Below are 25394 nucleotides of genomic sequence, written 5' to 3'. Positions count from 1 at the left end.
CAACCATAGAATCTCCCACAATGGTTTTGTGGTGTTCTTTAACTCGGCAGCCAGAGCCGGAAGCGTGCACCACCCAATGGCGAAGCCTGGGCCGTCAATGTTCCGCCCTGCGCCTCCAGCGCCCGCCGGCTGATGGCCAATCCCAGGCCAAAACCGCCAGTGGCTCGATCCCGGCTGCGATCCAGCCGGTAGAACGGCTCGAAAATCCGCTCCCGCTGGTCAACCGGAATGCCAATACCGTCATCATCCACGCAAATCTCGCACCCACTGGGACACACCTTCACCCCCACCTGAATTCGCCGCTCGCAATACCGCATGGCGTTGCGCAGCAGGTTTTGCAGGGCACGGGCGGTCAGGCGCGGGTCCAGGGTGAAGCGTTCCACGGCGCAGTCCAGCACCACGTCCATCACGATATCGGGGTTTTCCAGTTCGTCGTCGACGCTGCCCAGGATGCTGTCGATGAACTCATCCAGCACCACTTCCACCCGCTCGGGTGTTTGCGCCGGGTTTTGCAAACGGCTGTAGGAGAGCAGCTCCAGCACCAGCTCATCCAGCTCGCGAATGTGCGCCACCAACCCTTGCAGCCGCTCACGGCTGGCCGCCGGGAGGTCGTCGGACAGCGCCAGGGCCAGGCCGAAGTCCAGGCGCGTCAGCGGCGTACGCAGTTCATGGGAGACGGCATTGAGCAAGTCGCGTTGCTGGTTGAGCAGCTGTTCGATGTCGTTGGCCATGGTGTCGAACACCGCCGCCAGGCTGCCGATGTTGGAGCTGGGCGGGATTTTTGTGCGGGCCGCAAGGTTGCCCTGGCCGAGTTGCGCGGCGGTGCTTTTCAGGCGCTCCAGGTCGCGCCAGTGGGGCCGCAGCCAGAACAGCAGGCATGCCAGCAGCGCCGCGCCGATCAGCACGTTCATGCTCCAGTACAGCAGGTTCATGTCCAGCGGGTCCGGCGGTACCGAGACCTTGACCACCAACTGGTCGTCCAGGGCCGAGCTGACGTCGTCCGCCCAGCCCCACTCGCCCAGGCGAATCACCATCTGGTCTTTTTCCAGCAGGCGCTGTTCTTCAGGGGTGTAGCTGGCGTCCTGGATACGCAGCAGTTGCACCTTTAGCGGCGCGAAATCCGCCGACAGTCGCACGGTGACATTGGCCCACTGCTCCATCGGCACCCGTCGATACTCCTTGACGATCAGGCTCTGCATGCCTCGGGACTGCTCGATGTTGTAGTTCATGTAACGGTGTTCAAACAGCTGGATCACCGCCCGGGGCACCAGGTAAATCGCGGCGGCGAAGGTGACGATGGTGATCAGGTACAGCCGAATCAGGACGCGAAACATGGCTCAGCATTCCCACTCGGAACGGCTGAACAGGTAGCCCTTGCCCCACACCGTCTTGATCTTGCGCGCCTCGCCCGCGTGGTCGTCGAACTTGCGCCGCAGCTTGGAAATCGCCACGTCCACCGAACGGTCGGTGCCGTTGAACTCGATGCCGCGCAGGCGTTGCAGGATCTGGTCGCGGCTGAGCACTTCGCCGGCGTGCCGGGCCAGCACCACCAGCAGGTTGTATTCACCGCTGGACAGCTCAACCGGCTGGCCGCGCCAGGTCACGGTACGTTCCGACAGGTCGATGCACAGGTTGCCCATCAGGATCTGGTCGTTGGCCACCTGGGGTTCGGTGAGGCTGCTGCGGCGCAGCAAGGTTCGCACCCGCGCCAGCAATACCCGCGGCTCGCAGGGTTTGGTGACGTAGTCGTCGGCGCCCATTTCCAGGCCCAACACCTGGTCATGGCTGTCGTCGCGGGCGGTGAGCATCAGGATCGGCAGCGTGGCCGAGTCGGCCCGCAGCAACCGGCAGACCTGCAGGCCGTCGAGGCCCGGCAGCATCAGGTCGAGAATCACCAGGTCCGGTGGGTTGAGCCGCGCACGCTCACGCACGTGGTCACCCCGGCTGAGCACGCTGACGTGATAGCCGTTGCGTTCCAGGTAACTGGCGATCAATTCGGAGAGCGCGGCGTCGTCTTCCACCAGAAGAATGTTGGGCATGGTATTTCCAAATAATACAATTTCTGAGTAGTACGCAAATCCAATGTGGGAGCGGGCTTGCTCGCGAAGGCGGTGTTTCAGTTAACGCACACGGCGACTGACACACCGCCTTCGCGAGCAAGCCCGCTCCCACATTTGATCTTCGGTGTCAGGAAGATCGTGTAAGGTTCGGCGGCTATGAAGGATATACGCCCGCGTGCATCTGTGGGTCGCACCTTACATTTCTTCACACACCACCTACAGAGCTTCACAGCACTGTGGCGGGGGCGCCCGTAGGATGCGCCAGTCAATATTGGGATATGAGCATGTCGAAGAATCTGTTTGCGCCGTTTTGCCTGTTGGCCCTGACACTGGCGTTGAGCGCGTGTGGCAAGTCGGCGGACGACGCCGCCGAGGCGCCGCTGGCCAAGGTGCGGATCGAAACCCTGGAAGCCAAGCCCCTGTCCATCACCAGCGAGTTGAGCGGACGGATTGCCGCGCCACGCATCGCCGAAGTGCGCGCCCGGGTGGCCGGCGTGGTGTTGCAACGGGTGTTCAAGGAAGGCCATGACGTCAAACAGGGCGATGTGCTGTTCCGGATTGACCCGGCGCCGTTCAAGGCCGACCTCGACAGCGCCCAGGCCAGCCTGCGCAAGGCCGAGGCCAATGCATTCCAGGCGCGCTTGCAAGAGCAGCGCTACAGCCAACTGGTGGAAGGCAACGCCATCAGCGGCCAGGAATACGACAACGCCCGCGCCGCCGCCCGGCAAACCGCCGCCGATGTGGCCGCCAACCAGGCCGCCGTGCAGCGCGCCAAATTGAACCTGGGTTATGCCACCGTGACTGCGCCGATTTCCGGTCGGATTGGCCGTGCGCTGGTGACCGAAGGTGCGCTGGTGGGCCAGAACGAAGCCACACCGATGGCGCTGATCCAGCAACTGGACCCGATCCACGCCGACCTGACCCAATCCACCCGCGAGCTGAACGACCTGCGCCGGGCCTTTCGCGCCGGGCACTTGAAGCAAGTCGGCCAGGACCAGGCCAAGGCCACGCTGATCCAGGATGACGGCAGCCTGTACCCGCTGCCGGGCAAGTTGCTGTTCGCCGAGATCAGCGTCGACCCGGGCACCGGGCAGATCATCTTGCGCAGCGAGTTCCCCAACCCGGACCTCGACCTGCTGCCCGGCAGCTTTATCCGCGTGCGCCTGGAGCAAGCCGTCGACCAGCAAGGGATCAGCGTGCCGCAACGGGCGATCACCCGCGACAGCGCCGGGATCCCGATGGTGTTGCTGCTGGACGCCGAGCAAACCGTGAGCCAGCAGCCGGTAGAACTGGGTTCGGTGGTCAATGACCGCTGGGTGGTGACCCGCGGCCTGAAGGCCGGTGACCGTATCGTCGTCGAAGGCCTGCAACACGCCCGCCCTGGCGAGAAAGTCCAGGTCGACGACAGCCCCGCGCCCATCGCCCAGGCATCCGGCCAATAAGGATCGTTAAACATGCCGCAGTTCTTTATTGACCGCCCGATCTTCGCCTGGGTGGTCGCCCTGTTTATCCTGCTGGCCGGCGCCCTCGCCATCCCGCAGTTGCCAGTCGCGCAGTACCCCAACGTCGCGCCGCCGAAAGTCGAGATCTATGCAGTGTACCCGGGTGCCTCCGCGCAAACCCTGGACGAAAGCGTGGTCAGCCTGATCGAGCAGGAGCTTAACGGCGCCGATCACCTGCTGTATTTCGAATCCCAGAGCAGCCTCGGTTCGGCCACCATCACCGCCACCTTTCAGCCGGGCACCGACCCGGAGATGGCCCAGGTTGACGTGCAAAACCGTCTCAAGGCGGTGGAGCCGCGCCTGCCCCAAGCCGTCACGCAGCAAGGCTTGCAGGTGGAGAAAGTCTCCGCCGGCTTCCTGCTGCTGGTGACCCTGACCTCCAGTGATGGCAAGCTCGATGACGTGGCGCTCAGCGATTACCTGGCGCGCAACGTGATGAACGAACTCAAGCGCCTGGACGGTGTGGGCAAGGCCCAGCTGTACGGCGCCGAACGCGCAATGCGCATCTGGATCGACCCGCAGAAGCTGATCGGCTTCAACCTGACCCCGGCCGACGTCAACGCGGCGATTGCGGCGCAGAACGCCCAGGTGTCGGCCGGCAGCATCGGCGATTTGCCGGGCACCAAGACCCAGGAAATCACCGCGTCGATCCTGGTGAAAGGCCAACTCTCGACCCCGGCCGAATTTGCCGACATCGTGCTCAAGGCCAACCCGGACGGTTCCACCGTGCGCGTCGGTGACGTGGCGCGGGTGGAAATCGGCAGCCAGGAATACCAGTTCTCCACCCGCCTGAACGGCAAGCCGTCCACCGCCGTCAGCGTGCAGCTGTCACCGGGCGCCAACGCCTTGAGCACCGCGACCTTGGTGCGGGCGAAGATGGACGAACTGGCGCGCTACTTCCCGGCCAACGTCGAATACAAGATCCCTTACGACACTTCGCCATTCGTGAAGGTCTCGATCACCAAGGTGGTGTACACCCTGGGCGAAGCGATGTTGCTGGTGTTTGCGGTGATGTTCCTGTTCCTGCAGAACATCCGCTACACATTGATCCCGACGCTGGTAGTGCCCATCGCGCTGATGGGCACCTTTGCGACGATGCTGTTGCTGGGCTTCTCGATCAACGTGCTGACCATGTTCGGCATGGTGCTGGCCATCGGCATTTTGGTGGACGATGCGATTGTGGTGGTGGAGAACGTCGAGCGGATCATGGTTACCGAGGGCCTGTCGCCCAAGGAGGCCACGCGCAAGGCCATGGGCCAGATTACCGGGGCGATTGTCGGTATCACCCTGGTGCTGGTGGCGGTGTTCCTGCCGATGGCGTTCATGCCGGGTTCGGTAGGCGTGATCTATCAGCAGTTCTCGTTGTCGATGGCCACCTCGATCCTGTTCTCGGCATTCCTCGCCCTGACCTTGACCCCGGCCCTGTGCGCGACCTTGCTCAAGCCGATTGCCAAGGGCGAGCACCATGAGAAAGGCGGGTTCTTCGGCTGGTTCAACCGGCGCTTCGAGCAGTTCACCGACCGCTATGAAGGCTGGGTGGCCTACGCCCTCAAGCGCAGCGGGCGTTACCTGTTGATCTATCTGGTGCTGGTGGTGGGGCTTGGGGTGTTGTTCGCCCGCCTGCCCTCCTCCTTCCTGCCGGTGGAAGACCAGGGCTACACCATCACCGATATCCAGCTGCCGCCGGGCGCCAGCAAAAACCGCACGGTGCAGGTGGCCGAGCAGATCGAGGCACACAACGCCGGCGAGCCGGGCGTGGGCGATACCACGATGATCATGGGTTTCAGCTTCTCCGGTTCGGGGCAGAACGCCGCGCTGGCGTTTACCACGCTCAAGGACTGGTCGGAGCGCAGCAGCAAGGATTCCGCCGCGGCCATTGCGGACCGTGCCAACGCGGCTTTCAGTGAGCTGAAGGACGCGATTGCCTATGCAATCCTGCCACCGCCGGTGGATGGCCTGGGCACCTCCAGTGGTTTCGAGTTCCGCCTGCAGGACCGTGGTGGCGTCGGCCATGCCGCGTTGATGGAGGCCCGCACCGAACTGCTGGCCGCTGCCGAGAAAAGCCCGATCCTGGCCAACGTGCGTGAAAGCGCCCTGGCCGAAGCTCCGCAAGTACAGCTTGAGGTGGACCGCAAGCAAGCCAATGCCCTGGGCATTTCCTTTGCCGATATCGGCAATGTGCTGTCCTCGGCCATCGGTTCGGCCTATATCAACGACTTCCCCAACCAGGGCCGCATGCAGCGGGTGGTGGTGCAGGCCGAAGGTGATCAGCGCAGCCAGGTGGCCGACCTGATGAAGATCCATGTGCGCAACAATGCCGGGAAGATGGTGCCGCTGTCGGCCTTCGTCGAGGCGCGCTGGATTCAGGGCCCCGCCCAGTTGACCCGCTACAACGGCTACCCGGCTATCGCGATTTCCGGTGAATCGGCACCGGGCCACAGTACCGGCGAGGCGATGGAGGAAATCCAGCGCCTGGTCAGCCAACTGCCCGCCGGACTGGGCCAGGAATGGACCGGCCTGTCGTTGCAGGAGCGCTTGTCCGGCTCCCAGGCACCGCTGCTGCTCGGTTTGTCGCTGCTGATCGTGTTCCTGTGCCTGGCGGCGCTGTATGAGAGCTGGTCGATTCCGACCTCGGTGCTGCTGGTGGTGCCCCTCGGCGTGCTCGGCGCGGTATTGGCCGTAAGCTTGCGCGGGATGCCCAACGATGTGTTCTTCAAGGTCGGCCTGATTACCATCATTGGGCTGTCGGCGAAGAACGCGATCCTGATCATCGAGTTTGCCAAGGACCTGTATGACCAGGGTGAAGACCTGATCGACGCCACGTTGAAAGCCGCACGCCTGCGCCTGCGGCCGATCATCATGACGTCCCTGGCGTTCATCCTCGGCGTAGTGCCGTTGGCGATTGCCACGGGCGCCAGCTCGGCCAGCCAGCAGGCCATCGGTACCGGGGTGATCGGCGGCATGATTACCGCGACGCTGGCGGTGGTGTTTGTGCCGGTGTTCTTCGTCGTGGTCATGAAGCTGGTGCGCAAGCGCCACACGTAATAAATGCGCTATGGTGCTTACACATCCCTGATTTGTGAGCGCCATGCCCTTCCTCGCACGCACCCACCCTCGCCTGTCCTCCGCCGCCGTCCTGGGCCTGGCGGTGGGGCTCCTGGCTCCCGCCGACACGATCATCAGCAAAATCCTCATCGGCTGGAACGCCGGGGTCTGGACCTACCTGGTGCTGATGCTGTGGCTCACCAGCCATTCCCGCGCCGACGACGTGAAACGCATCGCCGAGATCGAGGACGAGAACGCCGGCCTGGTGTTGTTCATGGTGTGCATTGCGGCGATTGCCAGCCTGGCGACCATCACCCTGAACCTGGTGGGCACCAAGGACTTGAGCGATAGCCAGCGCCTGTTGCATTACGGCTTCACCGGCCTGACGGTGGTTGGCTCATGGCTGCTGATCGGGGTGATTTTCAGCGTGCACTATGCGCGCCTGTATTACACCTGGGACGGCCCCGAGCCGGCACTGCGCTTTGCCGAGGATTTACGTACGCCCAATTACTGGGACTTCCTGTACTTCTCGTTCACCATCGGCGTGGCGGTGCAAACGGCGGATGTCGGGGTTGCCACGCGTACCATGCGCAAGGTGGTGCTGGGGCAATCGTTGATCGGGTTTCTGTTCAACACGGCGATCCTGGGGTTCTCGATCAATATTGCCGCCGGATTGTTTGGATGAAGCTGCACAAACCTTCTAGACGCTAAGCCCCTGCAGGAGCGAGCTTGTTCGCTCCTGCAGTGTTCCACCCCATAGGTATTTTATGGCCGCCCACAACTGGATCGACCTGGCTCAGGACGCCGACACCGGCATCGAGACCCTGCGCGCGCATTTCGAGGGCCACGCCTACGACCCGCACTGGCACGACAGCTACCTGGTGGGCGTCACGGAGCAAGGTGTGCAGCAGTTCAACTGCCGGCGCACCCGCCATAACAGCGTGCCCGGCCAGGTGTTCCTGGTGGAGCCCGGCGAGCTGCACGACGGCAATGCGCCCACGGCGGACGGTTTTACCTACCACATGCTTTACCTCGACCCGCAGTGGTTGGCGCGGGAAGTCAGCGCAGTGTTCGAAGAAGCGCCGCTCGACAGCCAGCTGGGGTTTGCCAGCACCCTGGCCAGCGACCCGCGCCTGGCCCTGGCCACCAGCCGGGCCTTCCAGACCTTGCACGGAGGTGAGCTGCGCATCGTGCGGCAACAGGCGATGGACCAACTGCTCGAACGCCTCACTGCGCAACTGCACTGGCGCACCCGCTACCATGAAGACCCTCGCCTGCCACGGGTGGCGCACAAGGCCCGGGAATACCTGCATGCGCACCTGCAGCAAGATGTGGGCATGGATGAACTGGCGCGGGCCTGCGGCGTCGATCGCTTTCGCCTTACCCGCGCCTTCAAGAGCGCCTTCGGCCTGCCACCCCATGCCTACCTGGTGCAACTGCGCCTGGCCCGCGCCCGGCATTGGCTGGCCAACGGCAAGCAACCCGCCGACGTGGCGGTTGCCCTGGGCTTTGCCGACCAGAGTCACCTGGGGCGCTGGTTCGTGAGGGCGTATGGCCTGACGCCGGCGGCGTATCGCAAGCGGTGTTCAAGCGTTTTGCAGCGCTAGCTGCGCCACCACCACTCGTCGGCACTGTCAATTCTCACAGGTTCGCCACGCCCCCCGATAGGTGTTTGATCTCCTTGTCAGCAGTCGGCCACTCAGGGCCGCGCCTCATTCAAGGAAGCCTGTCCATGCCCAATTTTCCCATAGCCCCGGATAATGCGCCGCTGGGCGACAACAACCCGCCCGGCAACGCCCTCGTGCTGCATAACCCATCGTCAGGCCTGGCGTCGCGCCGCGTCGAAGACCTCGACCCACCCAAGTCAGCCTATCCGTCGGTCCCGCTGGATGCCACGCTGTATCCTGAAAGAGGGGTCTACGGCCTGGGCATCCGCCACGTGCGCCCCTTTGCCCAGTGGACCTTCGAACGCTGGTTCAACTTCAATTACGACTTCTACGCCCTCTACCTCAACGACCTGGTCAATGCAGTCGCCGCCGATATTGCGCTTGAAGACCGGGACCGTTACGACTTGTTCGTCCCCGAAGAATTCATCCCCGAAGGCGACGTCCAGATATACGGCCGCGTAGTGCGGGCCGGCAGCGGCCAGGAGAGTACGTCGCCGCTGCAAACCATCCTGATCAAGACCACCCGCCCCGGTGGCCGCGATAACGACCCCGGCAGCAAATGGCACCCGGGCCTGGTGATGACGGTGGAAGGCCTGCCTGAGGGCTCCACCGTTAATATAGATAATGCCAACAGCGGGGTCTGGTGCCTGATCCAGCGCTATGAAAACCTGCGCCAGAATGACCAGATCGAGCTGTCGTGGGATGGGGTTTTAGTCACGCATATCGTCAGCCCGGCCGAAGTCGCGGGTTCAGGGCCGATTCGCGTCTTTGTCTCCAGGGACATCATTTTGCAGGGGGGGCATTTCGGCAAGCTGACCCTGCGGTTCCGGGTCTCGGACGTGGTGCAAAACTTCTCCGGGGATAAATACCAGTACTCCAAACCCTACTTCCTGGACAGCGAGCTGGATCCGAACCTGCTTTTTGCACCGATCTTCCTGGTGGATTACGAAGAGGCGACCCAGATCGACTTCGATACCCAGAGCGAGGCAACCTTCGAAGTGCTGGTGACGGTGCCTCGGCAAACCCCGGCGCCCCTGCCGCGGCACCAATTGGCGGTGACCTTGTTCGGTACCCTGGCCGACGGTTCGACCCAGGTGTTCCCCTTGGCCCCGGTGGTGGACAAAAACCTCGGCGTTGAATTTGTCACCGTCGACCGCGAGATTATCGAACAACTGGTGGGCGGGTCCTTCCGGGTCTCGTTCCAGTGGCTGAAAAACGACGGCCGCGTGGAGCAATCCGGCAGTACCTCCGTCAGCGTGGTGGGCACGCCGGTGGCGATGCCGGCAGTGACGGTCGCACCGATCGAGGTGGGGCTGATCGAGCCCGATCAGGACATCACCGTGCAGATCCCCTTCTACGAACCCCACGACCCGGACTGGCTGGAAACCCTGGTGATTGAGCATATCCGCCCGGGCGGCGGTGGCGAAATCTACAAGGAAGAACAACTGGCGGGCGCCCAGGGCGGCACGCGCTACGTCAGCAAAGAGAACCTGAAACAGTTTGAAGGCGTGGGCGACATCGCGTTTTATTACCTGGTCAACGATGGCGCCGGCCACGTCCTGGACGGCAACGCATTGACCACTCGCAAGTCCCGCGAGCTGTTCGCCCACGTGGGTGAGCGCATCGGCAACATGCCGACTGCACACCTGGAAGGTGCCCTGGGCAACAACATCGACCCCAGCCATGTGACCACGCCCACCTTGCTGCTGACCCTGCCCCTGACCTTGCCCGCCCCGCACGGGCAGACCGAAGAAGGTGACCTGATCCACTGGAACGCCATCGGCTCCGGCCTTGACGGCTCGGCCAGCGGCGTTGTGCGCATCAACGGCGGCACGGCAGGCAAGCCCCTGGTTTTCCCGGTGAGCCGGGCGATCCTCGACAACAACAATAATGGCAGCCTGCGCATTACCTATAGCCTCGAACGCAGCGGCCCGCCACGCCTGGTATTGCGCTCCGAGGTGCTCAACCTGACCGTGGGCCGCGGCGTGCAACTGGAGCGTCCGGTTATCGACGGCGCCACCCTGTTCCCCGACGCACTCAACCCCCTGGCCGCATTGAGCGGCGCCAAGGTCATCGTGAGATACCGGCCGATGCAGGCCACCGACCAGATCAAGGTCGACTGGTTGAGCCGCGACGGGCTGGGCAGTGCCACCGAGTACACCTTGGGCAACCCGTCCACCAACGAAGTATTCGTGACCATCCCGGCGCGCACCATCGCCAGGGGTATTCGCCCCGGTGGCAACCAGATCAGCGTGCAATACCACTTCAACCGTGGCGCCTTTCCGTACCCCTCGGACACTGTCGACCTGCACCTGCTTCCCCTCACCGGGCTGCCCACACCGACGATCGACGGCATTGGCGACAGCACCCTGCTCGACCTGTCGAAACTCAATGACCAGGCCCGCGCCCGTGTATCCGTCTGGCCGTTTATCGATGCCGGGCAGTTTATGTGGATGAGTTGGGAGGGCACGTTTGCCGACGGCAGCCCGTACCGCGAGGACACCTACACCGCCAACCTGGTCACCGAAAACGGTGCCGCCAACGGTATCTCGCCACCCGCGCCAGTGGACAAACTGCAGCGCTTGATGGATGGCTCGCACCTGACCATCCGCTTCTGGGTCAGCCTGGCAGAAAGCCCCGACAAGAACACCGCCGTGCTGTTTGGCGTGCGTGAACACCGTGTGCAAACCCTGCCCGCCGTGCTACCGCACCCACGGTTCAACGACCAGCCCGGGGCAACGCTGACCATTCAGCCGCTGGACCACGTAGACAACGCCAGTGTCACGGTGGCGTATGGCGGCATGAATCCAAGCCATTCCATCCAGTTGCAATGGATTTTCCCGGATGGTGGTGTTGCGGATATTGGCGCCAAGGACGGCCTGGACGGCGGTCGTGTGGATTTCGTCATTACCAATGAAGTGCTGGCAGACAGCGTCGGCAAAACCATTGAGTTGCGCTATGTCGCCACCATCAATGGCAGCCCGGTGCCTTCAGAGGTTCAAGTGCTGAGGGTTGAAAGCATCGCACCAAATAACTTGCCGCGACCGTTGATCAATAGCATCGCCAATGGCGGTTCGTTGAATATGGATGCCATTGTCGGCAACCCGCTGGCCTCTGTGGCTAAATGGGATTTGAGTAAGCAAGGGCAAAAAGTCTGGTTGACATGCACTGCTGACAGGGTAGAACCGTTGTACATCCTCGACGGCTATAGCATTACCTCGGCGGAAGCCAGGAACGGCTTGGCGAGCAAAGCCGTCGAGCGCAGCTGGTTCCTCTACCTGGCAAACGGCGGGATATTTACCCTGACGTGCAAGGTGACGTTTGATGGCAGTGACGATGAGTCAAGCGCGGTGGTGTTTCAGCAGACGACGTATAGCGTTGTAAGACGGGTGGGAATTATTGGCGCTATTGACGTGGCACGCCTTCCTCTCTCGACAATTGCAAGCCCGGACAGTAGACGAGTATATACAACCTCGCAATACGGGATATCGGTTATCGATACCGCCAGCAATAGCGTAATTCGCACAATCCTAGAAGTAACTTCAAACAACTGCGCAATTTCGCCAGACGGCTCAATTCTATACATAATCGGAGTTGGACGTGAAGTCAGAGCAATAAACACCACAAACTTCAATATTATCAGGAGATTTTCTATCCCCTCCTCAGCATTTGAGCTGGTACTCAACTCGAGTGGTACGCAACTTTATACCAAAAGTCCACTCAGCATTGACATCTACGATGCCAATAGTGGGCGCCACTTGGCTTCGATACCTGTGTCCGCAAACGGCGTAGGGAGCACAGCCTACGCAATGGCCTTTAGCGCCGACGGGAGCAGTTTTTATACCCACGGGGCGATCAGGACCGGTGTAAACGCACTATTTGTAATTGACACCACCACTTACAAGATAACTACAACAATCGAGCTACCAGGATTTGCTTACTCACTCGCGGCCGACCCTCATAATACATCGCTCATGTATTGCACGACGTTACGTGAAATACTCATCTTCAATACTGACAGCCACACACTTCACAAAACCATTTTGCTCCCTAGCGGCAGTCGGAGCGCTGACATATCCGTTAATCAACAAATTGCACGCGCGTATGTGGTAACCACTAGTAATCCAGGAACACTTCTAACCTTTGATACGCGCACAGAGGAGATAATAGGCAGCATTGATATCCCGCGCCGCGCCTACGATGCTTGCGTATTACCCGACGGTTCAAGACTTTATACAGCCGACTTTATCGACGACAAAGTGACAGTCATCGCTTTATAAGTCACAGCCAACACCGGGACAAATCCGTCTTAGTCATGGATTTGTCCCGTCTTTTTATCCCCCACTCCCCCTGCCTCATATACCGATGCGCTTGCCCTGCTCAAACCTTCCAGACACGCCACCACGCCCCTGCAACCATCGACTCCATCGCCCCACCTACGGAGTCGCCCCACCATGTTCCCTACCCTGTTGCCCTTCCTGTTATTCGCTTTTGTAGCCTCCATCACTCCTGGCCCCACCAATATCCTGGTGCTGAGTAACAGCGCACGGTATGGCTTCAAAGCCGCACTGCCTATCGTGCTGGGGGCATGCGCGGGGGCGGCGGGGATTGTGCTGCTGGTAGGCTCCGGCGTTGGCCAGTCGCTGGCGCACTGGCCCCGGGTGCAGGCAGCGATGCAATGGCTGGGGGTCGCCTGGCTCAGCTACCTTTCCTGGCAGATTTTCAGCGCCCCCGCCGAGTCAATCGGCCCGGCTGCCGTGCAAAAACCCTTGGGCCTGGCCGGCGCCGCCAGCCTGCAACTGGTCAACCCCAAGACCTGGATGATGGCCCTGGCGGTGGTGAGCGTGTTTGCCGGCAATGGCGATGAACGCCAGAGCCATGTGCTGTACCTGTCGCTGGCGTTCTTTGTGATCGCCTTGCCGTGCCTCGGCGCGTGGGCATTGCTGGGGGTTGGAAGCAGCCGGGTGTTTCGTTCGCCCAAGGCCATGCAACGGTTCAACCGCTGCATGGCGGTGTTGTTGCTGGTCTCAAGCTGGCTGAGCGTCTGGGTGTAGACACAACCGTTCGTCGGCACTGTCAGTTTTCACAGCTATCCGCTATCGGGGCTGCGGGTGTTTGATTTCCCTTGCCTATATGCACAGCCAGCGCTGTGCGTGACTTCCAGCAAGGAGTGGTCAGCATGCCCAACCAACCGATCGACCCCGATGACAATGCCTCGGTCATTGAAGCCCCAGGTGTAACTGTTTCCGACAGCCCCCTGGCCCTCCTTGAGCCCGCGCCCCTGCCGGTGATCACGGCTGAAGACCTGGCCCCGCCCTATTCGGCGTTCCCGCCGGTCTCGCTTGACCGGTATCCCGATGAACCTTACGCCTATGGCCTGGGCATTCGGCATGTTCAGCCCTATGCGTATTTCGTCCTGGAAAAATGGCACACCTGGGCCATCTTCGACGCCTTTGAGTTGTACCTCAATAACGATCTTCAGGCGTCTGGTGTCGTCGAGATGGACCAGGATCGTTATGGCATGTACGTCATCGCCGAACGCATGCCTGAAGGTGAAGTTCAAGTGCGCGCGCGGGTAGTGCGCGCAGGCAGCGGTCAGGAAAGCACCTCGCCGCCGCAAAGCATATTGATCAAGACCACCCGTCCCGGCGGGATAGAGAACAATGGTGACGACAAATGGCACAGTAAACTGAGCCTGAGTGTCGACGGCTTGCCCGAAAGCAGCACGATCAACATGGACACGATCAGTCGCGGGTTATACGCCGTGATTGCGCCCTATCCGAACGTGCGCAAGAACGACACCATTGAGTTCTATTGGGACGGAGTTGAGATCAGGCACCTGGTCACGGCCACCGAGGCCGCTGGTATCCAGCCGATCAGGGTATTTATCAGCAAGGAAAATATTCTCAAGGGCGGCCTCAACGGCGCACTCACCCTGCGCTTCAGGGTGTTCGATGTGGTTCAGAATTACTCAGGGGAAAAATACCAGTACTCCAAGCCGTATGGACTGGTCGCCGAACTGGACCCCAGCTTGATGAGCGCGCCGTTTTTCCTGGTGGATGACGCGGAAAGCCGGCAAATCGATTACGACACGCAAAGTAATTCACTGTTCGAAATCCTGTTGCAGACCCCACGGGTGACACCGGCCCCGCTGCCCCCAAACCAGGTCACGATTACCCTGACGGCCACACTGGCGGACGGCACGATCGAAGAACTGGTGCTTGATCCTGTCGAAGTCAGGAACGGTCGGGAAGAGATCTTCCCGGTGGACCGCGATTTGATCGAGCGCGTCATCGGCGGCTCGTTCAGGGCTTCATTCGTCTGGCACACGGCCACCGGTGGCCACCTCGGGCAGTCTGGCAGTGTCACCGTAACGGTGGTGGGTACACCGACCTCGATGCCGGCAGTGACCGTGACCCCGAGCGAGTTGGGCCTGATCAACCCGGACGATGATGCGTTTATCAGCATCCCGTCCTACCAGCCCCACGCCTACGATTCGATGGAAACCCTGGTCATCGAGCAGATCGTTCCAGGGGGCGGTGGAATGCGCTATTCCGACCCGCAACTGGCCGGGGACCAAGGGGGCACGCGCCGGGTAACCAGCGAGGTGCTGCAACGCTTCAAGGGATTAGGTGACGTCGCGGTGTACTACCTGGTCGACGACGGCGCAGACAGCCAGTTGCATGCCTACGGTGCGCTGATCGAACGCAAATCCCGGGTGCTGACAGTACGCATCGACGAACGCCTCGAAACCATGCCTGCCCCCACCCTGCAGGGTGCGATTGACGACAACGTTGACCCGGTTGACGTAGTGGGCGACAGCGTGCTGCTGACGCTACCCTATACGGCAACCAGGAGCCGCGACCATATCCAATGGAACATTGTGGGCACGGGCACAGGCGGTTCCGCCAGCGGTTCGGTGACGATCAACGGTGCGACACAGGGCCAGCCACTGGTACTGCCGGTGAGCCGTGCGGTGCTGGATAACAACTTCGATGGCCAACTGCGCATCACCTACAGCCTGGAACGCGAAACCCCGCTGCCGAAACTCACCTTGCGCTCGTTTACAACCCTCCTGACCGTGGGCCGTGGCGTGGAACTGGATGCGCCTGAAGTCGTGGAAGCCGAGCAGTACCCTGACCGGCTTGACCCGCTGGCAGCTCAATCGGGTGCAACGGTGCTGGTGAAATACCGGCGCATGCGCGAGAGCGAATCGTTTTCAGTGAAATGGGTGACGGCCGATCTGCTGGGCAGCACCGTCGAAACGGGTTGGGGCAACCCCGACACCAATGAAGTGGGTGTGCCGATAGAGGCCCGTACCATTGCCAAGGGCATTCGCAACGAGCGTAACCGCATCAGTGTGCAATACAGTTTTACCCGCAGCGGGTTTCTCCATGAGTCGGATACTCTGAACCTGGACCTGCTGCCGTTGAGTGGCTTGCCCACACCAACCATCGACGGGGTCGGCAACAGCGTGATCCTGCCGACGAACGAGCTCGTCGCTCAAGCCCGCACCCGTGTGGCGGCCTGGCCTTTGGCCTTTGAAGAGCAGTTCATGTGGCTGCAATACACGGGTACCAACACCGACGGCAGTGCGTTCAACCTGGACACTTTTATCGCCGCCCCTGTTGGAGAAAGCGCCACCCTGGGTGTCTCGCAACCCATACCTTTGGCGGAGCTGCAAGGCCTCAGGAACGAGTCGCACCTGACCATTCGCTTCTGGGTCAGCCTGGCCGAAAGCACTGATAAAAACACCGCAGTATTGTTTGGTGTACGCGAGCATATTATCCAGTCGATCCCCGCCACATTGCCGCGCCCGGCCTTTGCCAATCTGCAAGGCGCCACCTTGACCATCGACCCACAGGACTGGCAGAACAACGCCTATGTGGCGGTGGCCTATAACGAAATGACCGCGGCCCACCGCATCGCCCTCGAGTGGATTTACCCGAACGGCACCATGGCGACCATCCCGTCGCAGAACGGTAACACCAATAAGCGCGTCGACTTTCAGATCAGCCGGGACATCCTCGCCAACAGCGCGGGCAAATTGATCGAGCTCCGTTATATGGCGACGATAGGGACGACTACTGTCCCGTCAGAAACACAGAAGCTGACCGTCAACCGTGTTCCGTCCTCGGCGCTGCCTCGGCCGCTGATCAATGGCGTCCCTACAGGCGGTGAGTTGAACCTCAATAACTTCAGCACCAATGCCACCTTGAGTGTTGCCCCTTGGCCTTTGGCCGCAACGGGCCAGAAGGTCTGGGTACAACTGACCAGGGCGGGCAGCGCGCCGTTGAATGTGCTGACAAACTACAGCCTGCCGGCGGGAGAAGTATCGACCGGCTTGGTGAACAAGGCGGTACTGCGCACATGGCTGGACGGCCTACCTAACAACAGCACCATCACCGTAACGTGCAAGGTAACGTTTGATGGCAGTAGCGTTGAATCCACGGCCATTACGTTCCCCACTGCGACCTATACGGTAATTACTTCGCTGAGGATTGATCAAAGTCAATTAAACCTGAATGGAGTTAGGATCATTGCAAACTGGTCCCCAAGAGGGCAAGACTGGCCGAACAATACGGCGACTCGCGTGGCCAGTGGTGGCGTGCCAAACTACCGTTATAGCTCCAGTAACCCCGCGATTGCTTCAGTAGATGCCTCGTCGGGCAAGGTGACAGGTAATCGCAACGGATCGGCAGTTATCACTGCTTTTGATAGAAACAATATTCAAAGGCAGTATACAGTTAATGTTTCCAACATCTATCAACTGCAAGTCAACGAGACGGAACAAAGTTCTCAGGCTCAGATAAACTGGATGCGATCGATAGGAGGCTACCCGATAGTTTCTACTGTGGGGACTGGTCCTTTGGACCGGCTCAACACTATATATTATCCACCAGCGCGCTCAAAACATTACGGGCTTTGCGAGTTCAGTCCGCATGCGTGGTACTGGTTCGTGCACATATCTGCCCCTATACAGTTATGGGCGGTAAACTCTTCCCATGCAATCTACGGAGGATGGTGCCTTACTCGCTACTAGCAATTATTCATCAAAAAATGATGGGGACAGATCCATTTAACCCCAAACCCCCCACCCACAAAAAAAGGAAGCCTCGGCTTCCTTTTTTCTTTACCCCTGTTTCCTAGAAATCGTAACGCACTCCCACATTAACCCCCCACGGCTGATCCACCTTCTTGCCTTGGGCATGTTCAATATCAGCGTGCAGCTTGACGTTCTTCGACACCGACATCGCCACGCCCGCTGCCACTTCAATACGCGAACCGAACACATCGTTGTTGAAGCGCTGGTCGTTCACCTTGACCTTGTTGCTGTGGTTGAACTCATGGGCCAACGCTGTACGCAGGTAGGGCTGCAGCACCCCGCCGCTCTCCAGCTGGATATTCTTGCCACCTGTCACGCCGAGCTTGCCCACCACGGAGGCGGTGCGATCACCCTTGGCCTGCAGGCCATTGTCCAGCTCGTAACTTTGCGCCTGGATAATCGCTGTGCTCAGTTGCGAGTACGGTTCTACAAAGTAACCATCGTCGAGCTTGATATGCCGGCCGACTTCCGCCGATGCGCTCACGGCATTCTGCGTGTAGTTGCCCTTGGCACGCTTGCCGTCGCTCATGGTCACGTTGACCTCGTTGTGCAAGCGGTTGAGCTTGACCACGCCGTCGAAGTACAGCCCGCTCTCGTCGTCGATCCAGGTGGCATAACCCCCCAGGTAGTAGCTGTTGACCTTGCCGCTGCCGGAAGTGTTGGCGCTGATGTCGGACGTGCTGTGACCCGCCATGACACCGGCCATCCACTGGCCATCTCCGCTCGACAATGGCGCATCGGCCCCCAGGCTCAGGCCACGCTGATTTTGCGTGTAGCCACCACCGTCCTTGTTCCCGGCTACCTCGTATTTGTTGCCGTAGCCACGCATCCAGAACCCGTTGCTCTGGCCGTCGCTGAAGCGCAGTTCACCCATGCGGGTACGCAGCAGGGACATCTCGCCGTACAGCACGGTGGGGGCCGTGTTGAACAACGCCATCACGGTTTTGGTGCTGTTGCTGGTGCCACGACGGTTAGGGTCGAGGTACCAGTCGGTGTCTTCCTTCTTCAGCCCGTAGGAATAGGCGCCCACATCCACGGTGTCGCCGTCCAGCGAGAAGTGCGCATCGCCACCTTCGGTGTGCACCACACGAATCGGCAAGGCACTCGCCAACTCGGAGCCGGTCGCCGCCAACAGCAGGCTGTGGTTGCCCGTGGCGACCCCGTTGACGTTGAGCAAGTCGGTCTGGCCGGTGCTGAAGTCGGTGTGCATCACATAGCTGCCGTCACCCGACAGGCTGTTGACGTCCAACTGGAAGAACTCATCGGCGCCACCAAAGTGCACGGTGCCGCCGCCCATGATCAGGTCGCCGACTGAACTGTCATCCACCAGCATCCAGTGGGACGCTGAATTGACGCTCAACTCGGCGACGTTCTGCAGTTTGCCGGTGAGCCAGGAGCCATTGTTGAGCTGCAACCTGGCGGTGCTGCCGTCTTCGACCACCACGTCACCGACCAGGAAGCTGCGGTCGACGTTCATGTTGGCGGTGGCGCCGTTCATGACTTCCAGCAGCACACCGTTTGCGCCGGTCAGCGTGGAGCCATTGAGTACATGAATATCAGCAAGGGTGGATTCCCCGGGCCTGAACGAGCCGACCTGAATCGCCGAACCGGTCTTGCCCTCGACGCTCGAGCGGTCGAGGATCAGGCTGCTGGCCAAAGTCGGGTCGTTATCCACGCCCATCTTCACGCCAATGTCTCCACCAACGATGCTGGTATTGAACGCACGGGCCTGGCCATTGAACAGTTCGATACCCACGCCATCATCTGCGGTCGCCTCGACACGCGAATCGGTCAGGTCCAGCACACTGTGGGCACTGGCCGAGGCACCGCGGGTGCTGCCGGTGATGTGACTGTTGACGACCGTGACGCTGGAACCATTGGTGGCGCCCAGGGAACGGGCCGCTGCCAGCCCGGTTCCGTTGTTGTGGGTAACGTTGCTGTTGGTGATCAGCACGTTGCTGCCCGTGACATGAACCCCGGCCCTTCCCGAATCCCGCGCAATGACGTCCGAACCATCGATGCGGATGTCGGAGTTGATTGCGGCAATGTCCCGGGTGCTGCTGCCGGCATTGACAATCAGGGTTGCGGAATTGGCAGTGATTTGCAGGGTGGGCACTCCATGAACCGTCAGGCGGGAACCTGCACGCAATTCAAAAGTGTCAGGGCGCGGGCCAGGCCCCACCGTTTCATCCGGGCCGGTCACGACACGCGCTTCGGACAGCTGCGCCATGAGCATCAGCAGTGTGACGGCCTTGGCCTTGAAGGCAAGGCTTAAGGGAGTTGGTTTGAAATTGAATGGAGCTGACATCTTTACGGACCTCTGGGTTGGCGTTCCTTTACGGAAAAAAACTGGCCGGTTCCGAAAAGCGTGTGGACCCTGCCAATCAAGCGGCGCCCAAGGTACCCAGAGCTGTTCCCAACATCTGTAGGACTAATCCCAAGGTGCTGTGCTGAAAGTGAATGCAGTTTGTAGTCGACCCAACGGCAAAAATGCCAAAGAGGAGCAAGGCTCCTCTTTGGCATTAGGGCTCAAACAAGTATCAAGGAAGCGGGACGGCAGTACCGTCGCAGAAAAAGCCATTCGTTCCACCTATCCGAACCCCGCGAACAAGAGGATGCGCTTCATCGGAAGGTAATGGTCCTTCGGGCAGGTTGATGGTGTACCAGATCCGCGCGGAGCCGGCCAGCCTTGCACCCGAGTTGGGCTGGATGGGTTTGTAGATGGTCTCATAGGGCCCCAGGAGCAACTCGAACCCAGAATTGATCATGGCTTGCGTGAGCGGTATGGAGTCCACACGACCCACTGCTGCCGGGACCTCTATCGTTCCTGCATTGTCGCTGTAGCCCTGCCAGTGCAGCGTAACCACCATCCTCAGTTCAAAGTGCTCCGAAGGCGGGATAAACACCACAACGTTTCCGGGAGGATTTTCAGGCCTGAACGTAGCGCAGTTGATCGCCCCTGCGTCCGACAGATGTCGTACCACCGGCGGGGCAAGCTCTTTGAAGTTGGCATTCACCGTCACCGTCGTGTCAGGGGAAAACTGGCGGTTGGTGCTGGCCCCTTGGGCAATGGTGTAGAACACCGTCTTGCGGCCATTGCCATGACGCTCAATGAAGCTCCACGGGATTGAGAGCGGAATCACCTGGCCAGCCGAGGCGCCGGTCACCGGTTGGGTAGCAACGAGTTCGCCCGAATAGTAAAGGCGGATCGTAAAGTCGCTGGCATCCGGTGTGGGTGCCGTACTCCATAACGTTACCCGAGCAATTGCAGGCCGGTTGGCGTGGTCGCGCTCCAGTTCGTCGTCGGGGCCCTCGGTACCGGTTGCGTCCACCCCGTTCACGACTACGGGCAGCAGGTCATCGTTGATCGGGTCCGGGCCAATGGGAGTGGGGCCGACAACAAACAGGTCCAGGTTGACGGTGGTGGTCGGTGTCGCCGGGTTGTTGACAGACCGCCGCCGCACCACATAGGAAACCGTCAACGGCAATAGCCCTCGAGTGGCGCCATACAGGATTTCCAGCACCCTGTACGGAACGTAAACCTCCGCCGGGAAACGGCTGTTGCCCAGTGGCTGGGCCTCCAAGGGAACGGTGGTGATGCTTGTCCTCAATGTGACGAGGAATTCATCTCCATCGACGCCGCGCAGAAAGTTCGTATATTCAGGAATACGCACGATCATGCCGCCGTCCAGCGCAACGTCTGCCCGATCAATCAATACATCGCCGGGGGGTGAGGTTCGGTCAACCAGGGGGGCCAGCAGGTTCTCGGGCGCTGGAAACAGGCCCACGTCCATCTCGTAGGCAGTCGAAAGCCGCGCCCAATTCCCTGCCGCGTCGAACAACTCATATCGCAAATTGCGCAGGCCATCCGGATTGGCGTCAACCACGGATAATGGCAATGGAAAGCTCAGGTCCGCAGGCAGATTCCAGCGTGGCGAAGGATCGGGCGGGTTGGGTGCATAGGGCGTATCGGAGCCATTATAGTAAAGATACGCCCAATCGCCGTCTGCCCGACCATGCGCCACATAATCCGGGATCGTAAACATTGCAGACTCATTGGGCTTGCTTTCAAAGTAGTCGCGGTCGGCAGGTGTCGGCAGGTCGGCAGGCGGAATCGGCGCCGGCGGTGCATCGGGGGAAATGGCATACGGTGGTGTCAGGTCAACGACAACGGTCTGCGGATCTGATTCGGAATAGTTGTCAACGCCACGTACTTCAATTCCGTACTTGATTTGGTACCGCCCCGCGGGCCGCCGACCTTGAGCAATGTTCACCACTGTCTCAGGCCCTGGGGCAGCAACGGTGAACCTATAAATGGGCTCGCCCCACTCGGTGTCATCGAAATTTTTCCACCAAACACTGACAAGATCGTCAAGAAACGGATGGGTATCGGCGTCAGGCCATAGTGGAATAGAGAAATTCAAATTCTCACGCAGGTTGTACTCCCGTGAAAGCAATCCAGGGTAGCCAGGCACCTCACCTTCAAGAATACCATCAGGCAAGGCGTCAGTCGTATTGGCACTTCGATTCTTTGCATAGTTACGGATAAAGTCGAGCGTGTCCTTTTTCATTACGTGTCTCCAGATATTAAGACGAATTACATCTCACCCACACTTCCCTACCATTGACGTAGCCGTTCGCGTCGCGAGACAAAGCGCTTGCACGCCTATCACACGCCGACTATTCCCTGCACAACAACAAATACACCCAGTCCTTTAATCTTTGACCAACGTTGCCTTTCCATCACTAGTGCAACTAATGACATCCCCGGGTTTACAAAACCCACCCGTTGGAAAGGTCAGGTCGACACGGATATGTCCGCTCCCCTTGACGTCTGGCCGGGAGTCACCCACCTTGCCCAGGTTGCGCCACACTTCGAAACTGGCCACAGCTGAACCGTATTCGCGCATAGGCTCCAAGGTCCGGTCGAACGGTTCCACCACAACTTTAATACCGTTATCAATATGGGGTTGCAGCACTTGGATGGTTTCTTCGTATTCAGTGCCAGCAATAGGATCAACCCAGTTATTACGCGCATAGCCTTGCCAGTGAAAACGCACCTCGTCGTTAAGTTGCAGGCCGATATTGCCCGGAATCAACCAATGCACGCCATATAAAGGCGAAGGCGAAGAACAACAGGTCACATACTCGCTAGTCAGGGTGTGCTGAACTTGCGGAGGAGTAAAATCAATCAGCGCCGTCACATCGACATTCACAAAAGTTGGCGGCGACTGTTGTTCGTTGACCCCATTACTGGTGAGGTAATGGACCGGCAGACGTGGATTGACCGTCCCCTCGATCAGATTCCAGGGAATATCGGTAAACCACACCAACTGCCCTCCTACCTCCCCCAACTGCACGGGATGGCTGGCCACCGGGCCAACACCGTTCCAGAACAGACTGAGCAATTGACCCGCAACCGGATCTGCAAACAAAGGAACATATGCCTGGGCAGCCAGCCCACGATCCAGATGATTGAGCTGATTGGGAGTCTTGGAGCCGCGCCCTATCACCGTGACGCTGGCCAGGGTCGGGTTAAGCAATGCGGGCGCATTGGGATGGTCCTGGCCGGCAATCGTCAGGTCGACATTGAACCGTTCCGATAAGGAACGAAATGGAGGCAGGGCTCCGCGAATGATTTCGTAGCGCACCACCGCCGCTTCGGGAACCAGTACAGGCGCAGGCCCCCTGAGGGTCAGCCATGGAATTTCCACATCACAAGGGAAGCTCAGTACCGGCTGCGGGACTGTCGGACGGGCATTCCAATAGGCGATTACCTGGTCCCCCGGCGCCCAATCGTCGTAGGCGGGGTCAATGCGCATGAACACGCCACGACGTGCATCATCGCGCTTGATCAGGCTGTCGTCGTATGCCGGTGGCCGAATTTGCGGACGCGGCAAGTTGCTCGGCAACGGCGTCAGTGCCAGCTGAAACAGCAGTCCGGCACTCTGGCTGCTGAAATTGCCTGCCTCGTCAAAAATGCGGTAGAAAATATAGGCGTCACCGTTGTTCAACCTGCGAAAAATATCGGGGTCCACGTAAGCAACCAGCGGGTCTGAGGCTAACGCGATCACGTACTCGGCGTCCGCCGCGCTTAGCGGCGGGTTATCCCGGTTGGACAGGTAGAATTCAATCCGGTCCCTGTCCGCGCGCACGGTGTAGAACGGAATATTGAACGCCACCGGCACGTTATCGAGCAGGTATTGCTCATCGACGTTCGGGGTCGGGGCAACTACAAAATCCACAGTATCCAGAGGGTTCAGTAACTCAGGCGAGTCCAGATCGATGGTGAGTGTTCTCCTGGGATTCAGCACACTGACGCCGCCAAAGGAGTCCTGAACCGTGTAGTAGAGTTGCGCGGTGCCGGAGCCCTCATCAGTCAATCGTGACAGGGGCACCTCCAGTGAGATCACCGCTGGCAAAGGGGGTGGCGGGCCAAACACCTGCCGCGAATCAACCACCTCATCGACACCCGCCCACACCCAGCGGAGGCGCACGATGTGCGGCTCATCCAGCAGCGGCTCGGGTCGCGGGTTCCACATCGGAATGTTGACCTGCAGCGGGCCCTGCAGGCGCGAGCGCGGGATCACGCCTCGGGGGTCACCACTGTCGACGCCGGGTATGTCCATCGGGTCCAGCAACACAGTGCCCCCGTCGTCCGCGCCCAAGGGGTTGATCAGGTAAGTGGATTCAGAGACGTCAGACATGGGTTTAATCCTCAACACGGTGGACAGTGGCCTGCCGGCAGGCGGCGTGTGTATACCAAGTGGCGTTGAGAGAATTAAGCGCCCGATTCCTCCGGCCGGATACTGTCAGAATTAACAGGTAGCCCCCTCCATTCGTCGCTTTTTGCTCGGCCTTGCTGCCAGGGCGGTTACTGAGCAGCGCTTGACGAAATTTCCTACTTGGTGTTTCCTGAAACCGGTTTCAGCAATTGGTTTCGCCTTGGAACCCAGATAAATCCAATAAGAAAGGCCCGCCGCCGTGACTACTTTTTCCGCCGCCCAACGCAGCCGCGTGACCATGCTGGACGTCGCCGAGCGCGCCGGTGTGTCCAAGGCCAGCGTGTCGCGCTTTATCGGCGACGACCGTGCCCTGCTCTCCGATGCCATCGCCCTGCGCATCGAGCAGGCCATCGATGAGCTGGGCTATCGCCCCAACCAGATGGCCCGCGGCCTGAAACGCGGGCGCACCCGCCTGATCGGCATGCTGGTAGCCGATATCCGCAACCCCTATTCGATTGCCGTGATGCATGGCGTGGAAACCGCCTGCCGCCAGCACGGCTACAGCCTGGTGGTGTGCAACACCGACCGCGATGACGAGCAGGAGCGCCAGCACCTGGCGGCCCTGCGTGCCTACAATATCGAAGGGCTGATCGTGAATACCCTCGGCCATCACCTGGACCAATTGCTGGAACTGCAACGGGAAATGCCCCTGGTGCTGGTGGACCGCAAGGTCGAACCGCTGCACAGCGACCTGGTAGGGCTGGACAACCGGGTGGCGGTGCGCATGGCCGTGGAGCATCTGGAACAGCAAGGCTATCGCGACCTGCTGTTGGTGACTGAAGCCACCGACGGCACCAGCTCGCGGCTTGAGCGCCTGGACAGTTTCAAGGCGGAGATGACCAACCGTCCGACGTTGACCGGCGCCGTACTGGAGTTGGACGGCGAACTGGAACAGCGTCTGCAAAAGTTTCTAGGCAAATCCGGCCCCAAGGCGTTGTTCTGCGCCAACGGAATCGCGGCACTGGCCTGTACCCGTGCGTTGAAAAATCTAGGCTGCGACCTGTTTGATGACGTGGGCCTGATCGCCCTGGATGACCTCGACTGGTACCCACTGGTGGGCAACGGCATCACTGCCCTCGCCCAGCCCACCGAGGCCATCGGCGCCAGTGCGTTTGACTGTTTACTCAAGCGTTTGCGCGGCGATAGCCAGCCCCCACGCACCCTGGATTTCTTGCCACAACTGATTATCCGGGGCTCGACCCAATCCCTTGTGGGAGATTCTATGGTTG

The 25394-nt window shown here is 60.2% G+C and carries 13 protein-coding genes; 8 read left to right on the top strand and 5 right to left on the bottom strand.

Translation table 11 applies throughout. From position 1 onward, the window contains the following. Window positions 1-38: 38 nt before the first annotated feature. Together HYE77_RS20925 and HYE77_RS20920 are read right to left on the bottom strand one after the other, a co-directional pair. A complete protein-coding gene (locus HYE77_RS20925; protein WP_177069267.1) occupies window positions 39-1334 on the bottom strand; it encodes an ATP-binding protein in 1296 nt (431 codons plus the stop codon). A gap of 3 nt (window positions 1335-1337) precedes the next feature. Then, entirely contained in the window at window positions 1338-2039 is a 702-nt protein-coding gene (locus tag HYE77_RS20920) for a response regulator transcription factor (protein WP_008430287.1), read from the bottom strand. Window positions 2040-2344: 305 nt separating this feature from the next. Here HYE77_RS20920 and HYE77_RS20915 point away from each other — a divergent pair, with 305 nt between their 5' ends. The 7 genes from HYE77_RS20915 to HYE77_RS20885 all read left to right on the top strand — a co-directional run bounded on the left by HYE77_RS20915 (window position 2345) and on the right by HYE77_RS20885 (window position 17317). Further along, entirely contained in the window at window positions 2345-3502 is a 1158-nt protein-coding gene (locus tag HYE77_RS20915) for an efflux RND transporter periplasmic adaptor subunit (protein ID WP_023658897.1), read from the top strand. Window positions 3503-3514: 12 nt separating this feature from the next. Beyond that, window positions 3515-6607: an efflux RND transporter permease subunit gene (locus HYE77_RS20910; protein ID WP_003214052.1), complete on the top strand. Its 3093-nt coding sequence runs from the start codon at window positions 3515-3517 to the stop codon at window positions 6605-6607. A 43-nt stretch (window positions 6608-6650) separates the two neighbouring features. After that, a complete protein-coding gene (locus tag HYE77_RS20905; RefSeq protein WP_003214055.1) occupies window positions 6651-7292 on the top strand; it encodes a DUF1345 domain-containing protein in 642 nt (213 codons plus the stop codon). An 82-nt stretch (window positions 7293-7374) separates the two neighbouring features. Beyond that, complete coding sequence (locus HYE77_RS20900) at window positions 7375-8214, top strand: AraC family transcriptional regulator (RefSeq protein WP_177069266.1); 840 nt, start codon at window positions 7375-7377, stop codon at window positions 8212-8214. 125 nt (window positions 8215-8339) lie between these two features. Next, entirely contained in the window at window positions 8340-12554 is a 4215-nt protein-coding gene (locus HYE77_RS20895; RefSeq protein ID WP_177069265.1) for a YncE family protein, read from the top strand. A 174-nt stretch (window positions 12555-12728) separates the two neighbouring features. Continuing rightward, window positions 12729-13328 carry a LysE family translocator gene (locus tag HYE77_RS20890; RefSeq protein WP_102369237.1) on the top strand — a complete coding sequence of 200 codons (600 nt, stop codon included), beginning with the start codon at window positions 12729-12731 and terminating at the stop codon, window positions 13326-13328. A gap of 125 nt (window positions 13329-13453) precedes the next feature. After that, entirely contained in the window at window positions 13454-17317 is a 3864-nt protein-coding gene (locus HYE77_RS20885) for an Ig-like domain-containing protein (protein WP_177069264.1), read from the top strand. Between the two features lie 103 nt (window positions 17318-17420). On the opposite strand, the gene HYE77_RS20880 is transcribed toward HYE77_RS20885, so the two are convergent. From HYE77_RS20880 to HYE77_RS20870, 3 genes are all read right to left on the bottom strand, one after another. Beyond that, window positions 17421-19688 (bottom strand): autotransporter outer membrane beta-barrel domain-containing protein, encoded by a 2268-nt coding sequence (locus HYE77_RS20880; RefSeq protein ID WP_134326777.1) that lies wholly within the window; start codon window positions 19686-19688, stop codon window positions 17421-17423. Window positions 19689-19920: 232 nt separating this feature from the next. After that, complete coding sequence (locus HYE77_RS20875) at window positions 19921-21951, bottom strand: hypothetical protein (RefSeq protein WP_102369240.1); 2031 nt, start codon at window positions 21949-21951, stop codon at window positions 19921-19923. A 144-nt stretch (window positions 21952-22095) separates the two neighbouring features. After that, entirely contained in the window at window positions 22096-24087 is a 1992-nt protein-coding gene (locus HYE77_RS20870) for a hypothetical protein (RefSeq protein ID WP_177069263.1), read from the bottom strand. 277 nt (window positions 24088-24364) lie between these two features. Here HYE77_RS20870 and HYE77_RS20865 point away from each other — a divergent pair. Continuing rightward, the coding region (locus HYE77_RS20865; RefSeq protein WP_177069262.1) for a LacI family DNA-binding transcriptional regulator at window positions 24365-25394 on the top strand (1030 nt) is incomplete at its 3' end.

The organism is Pseudomonas sp. IPO3774 (assembly GCF_013386835.1).
GTDB lineage: Bacteria > Pseudomonadota > Gammaproteobacteria > Pseudomonadales > Pseudomonadaceae > Aquipseudomonas.
The sequence above is the reverse complement of the archived record's forward strand: the minus strand, read 5'-3'. Positions and strand labels throughout refer to the sequence as shown.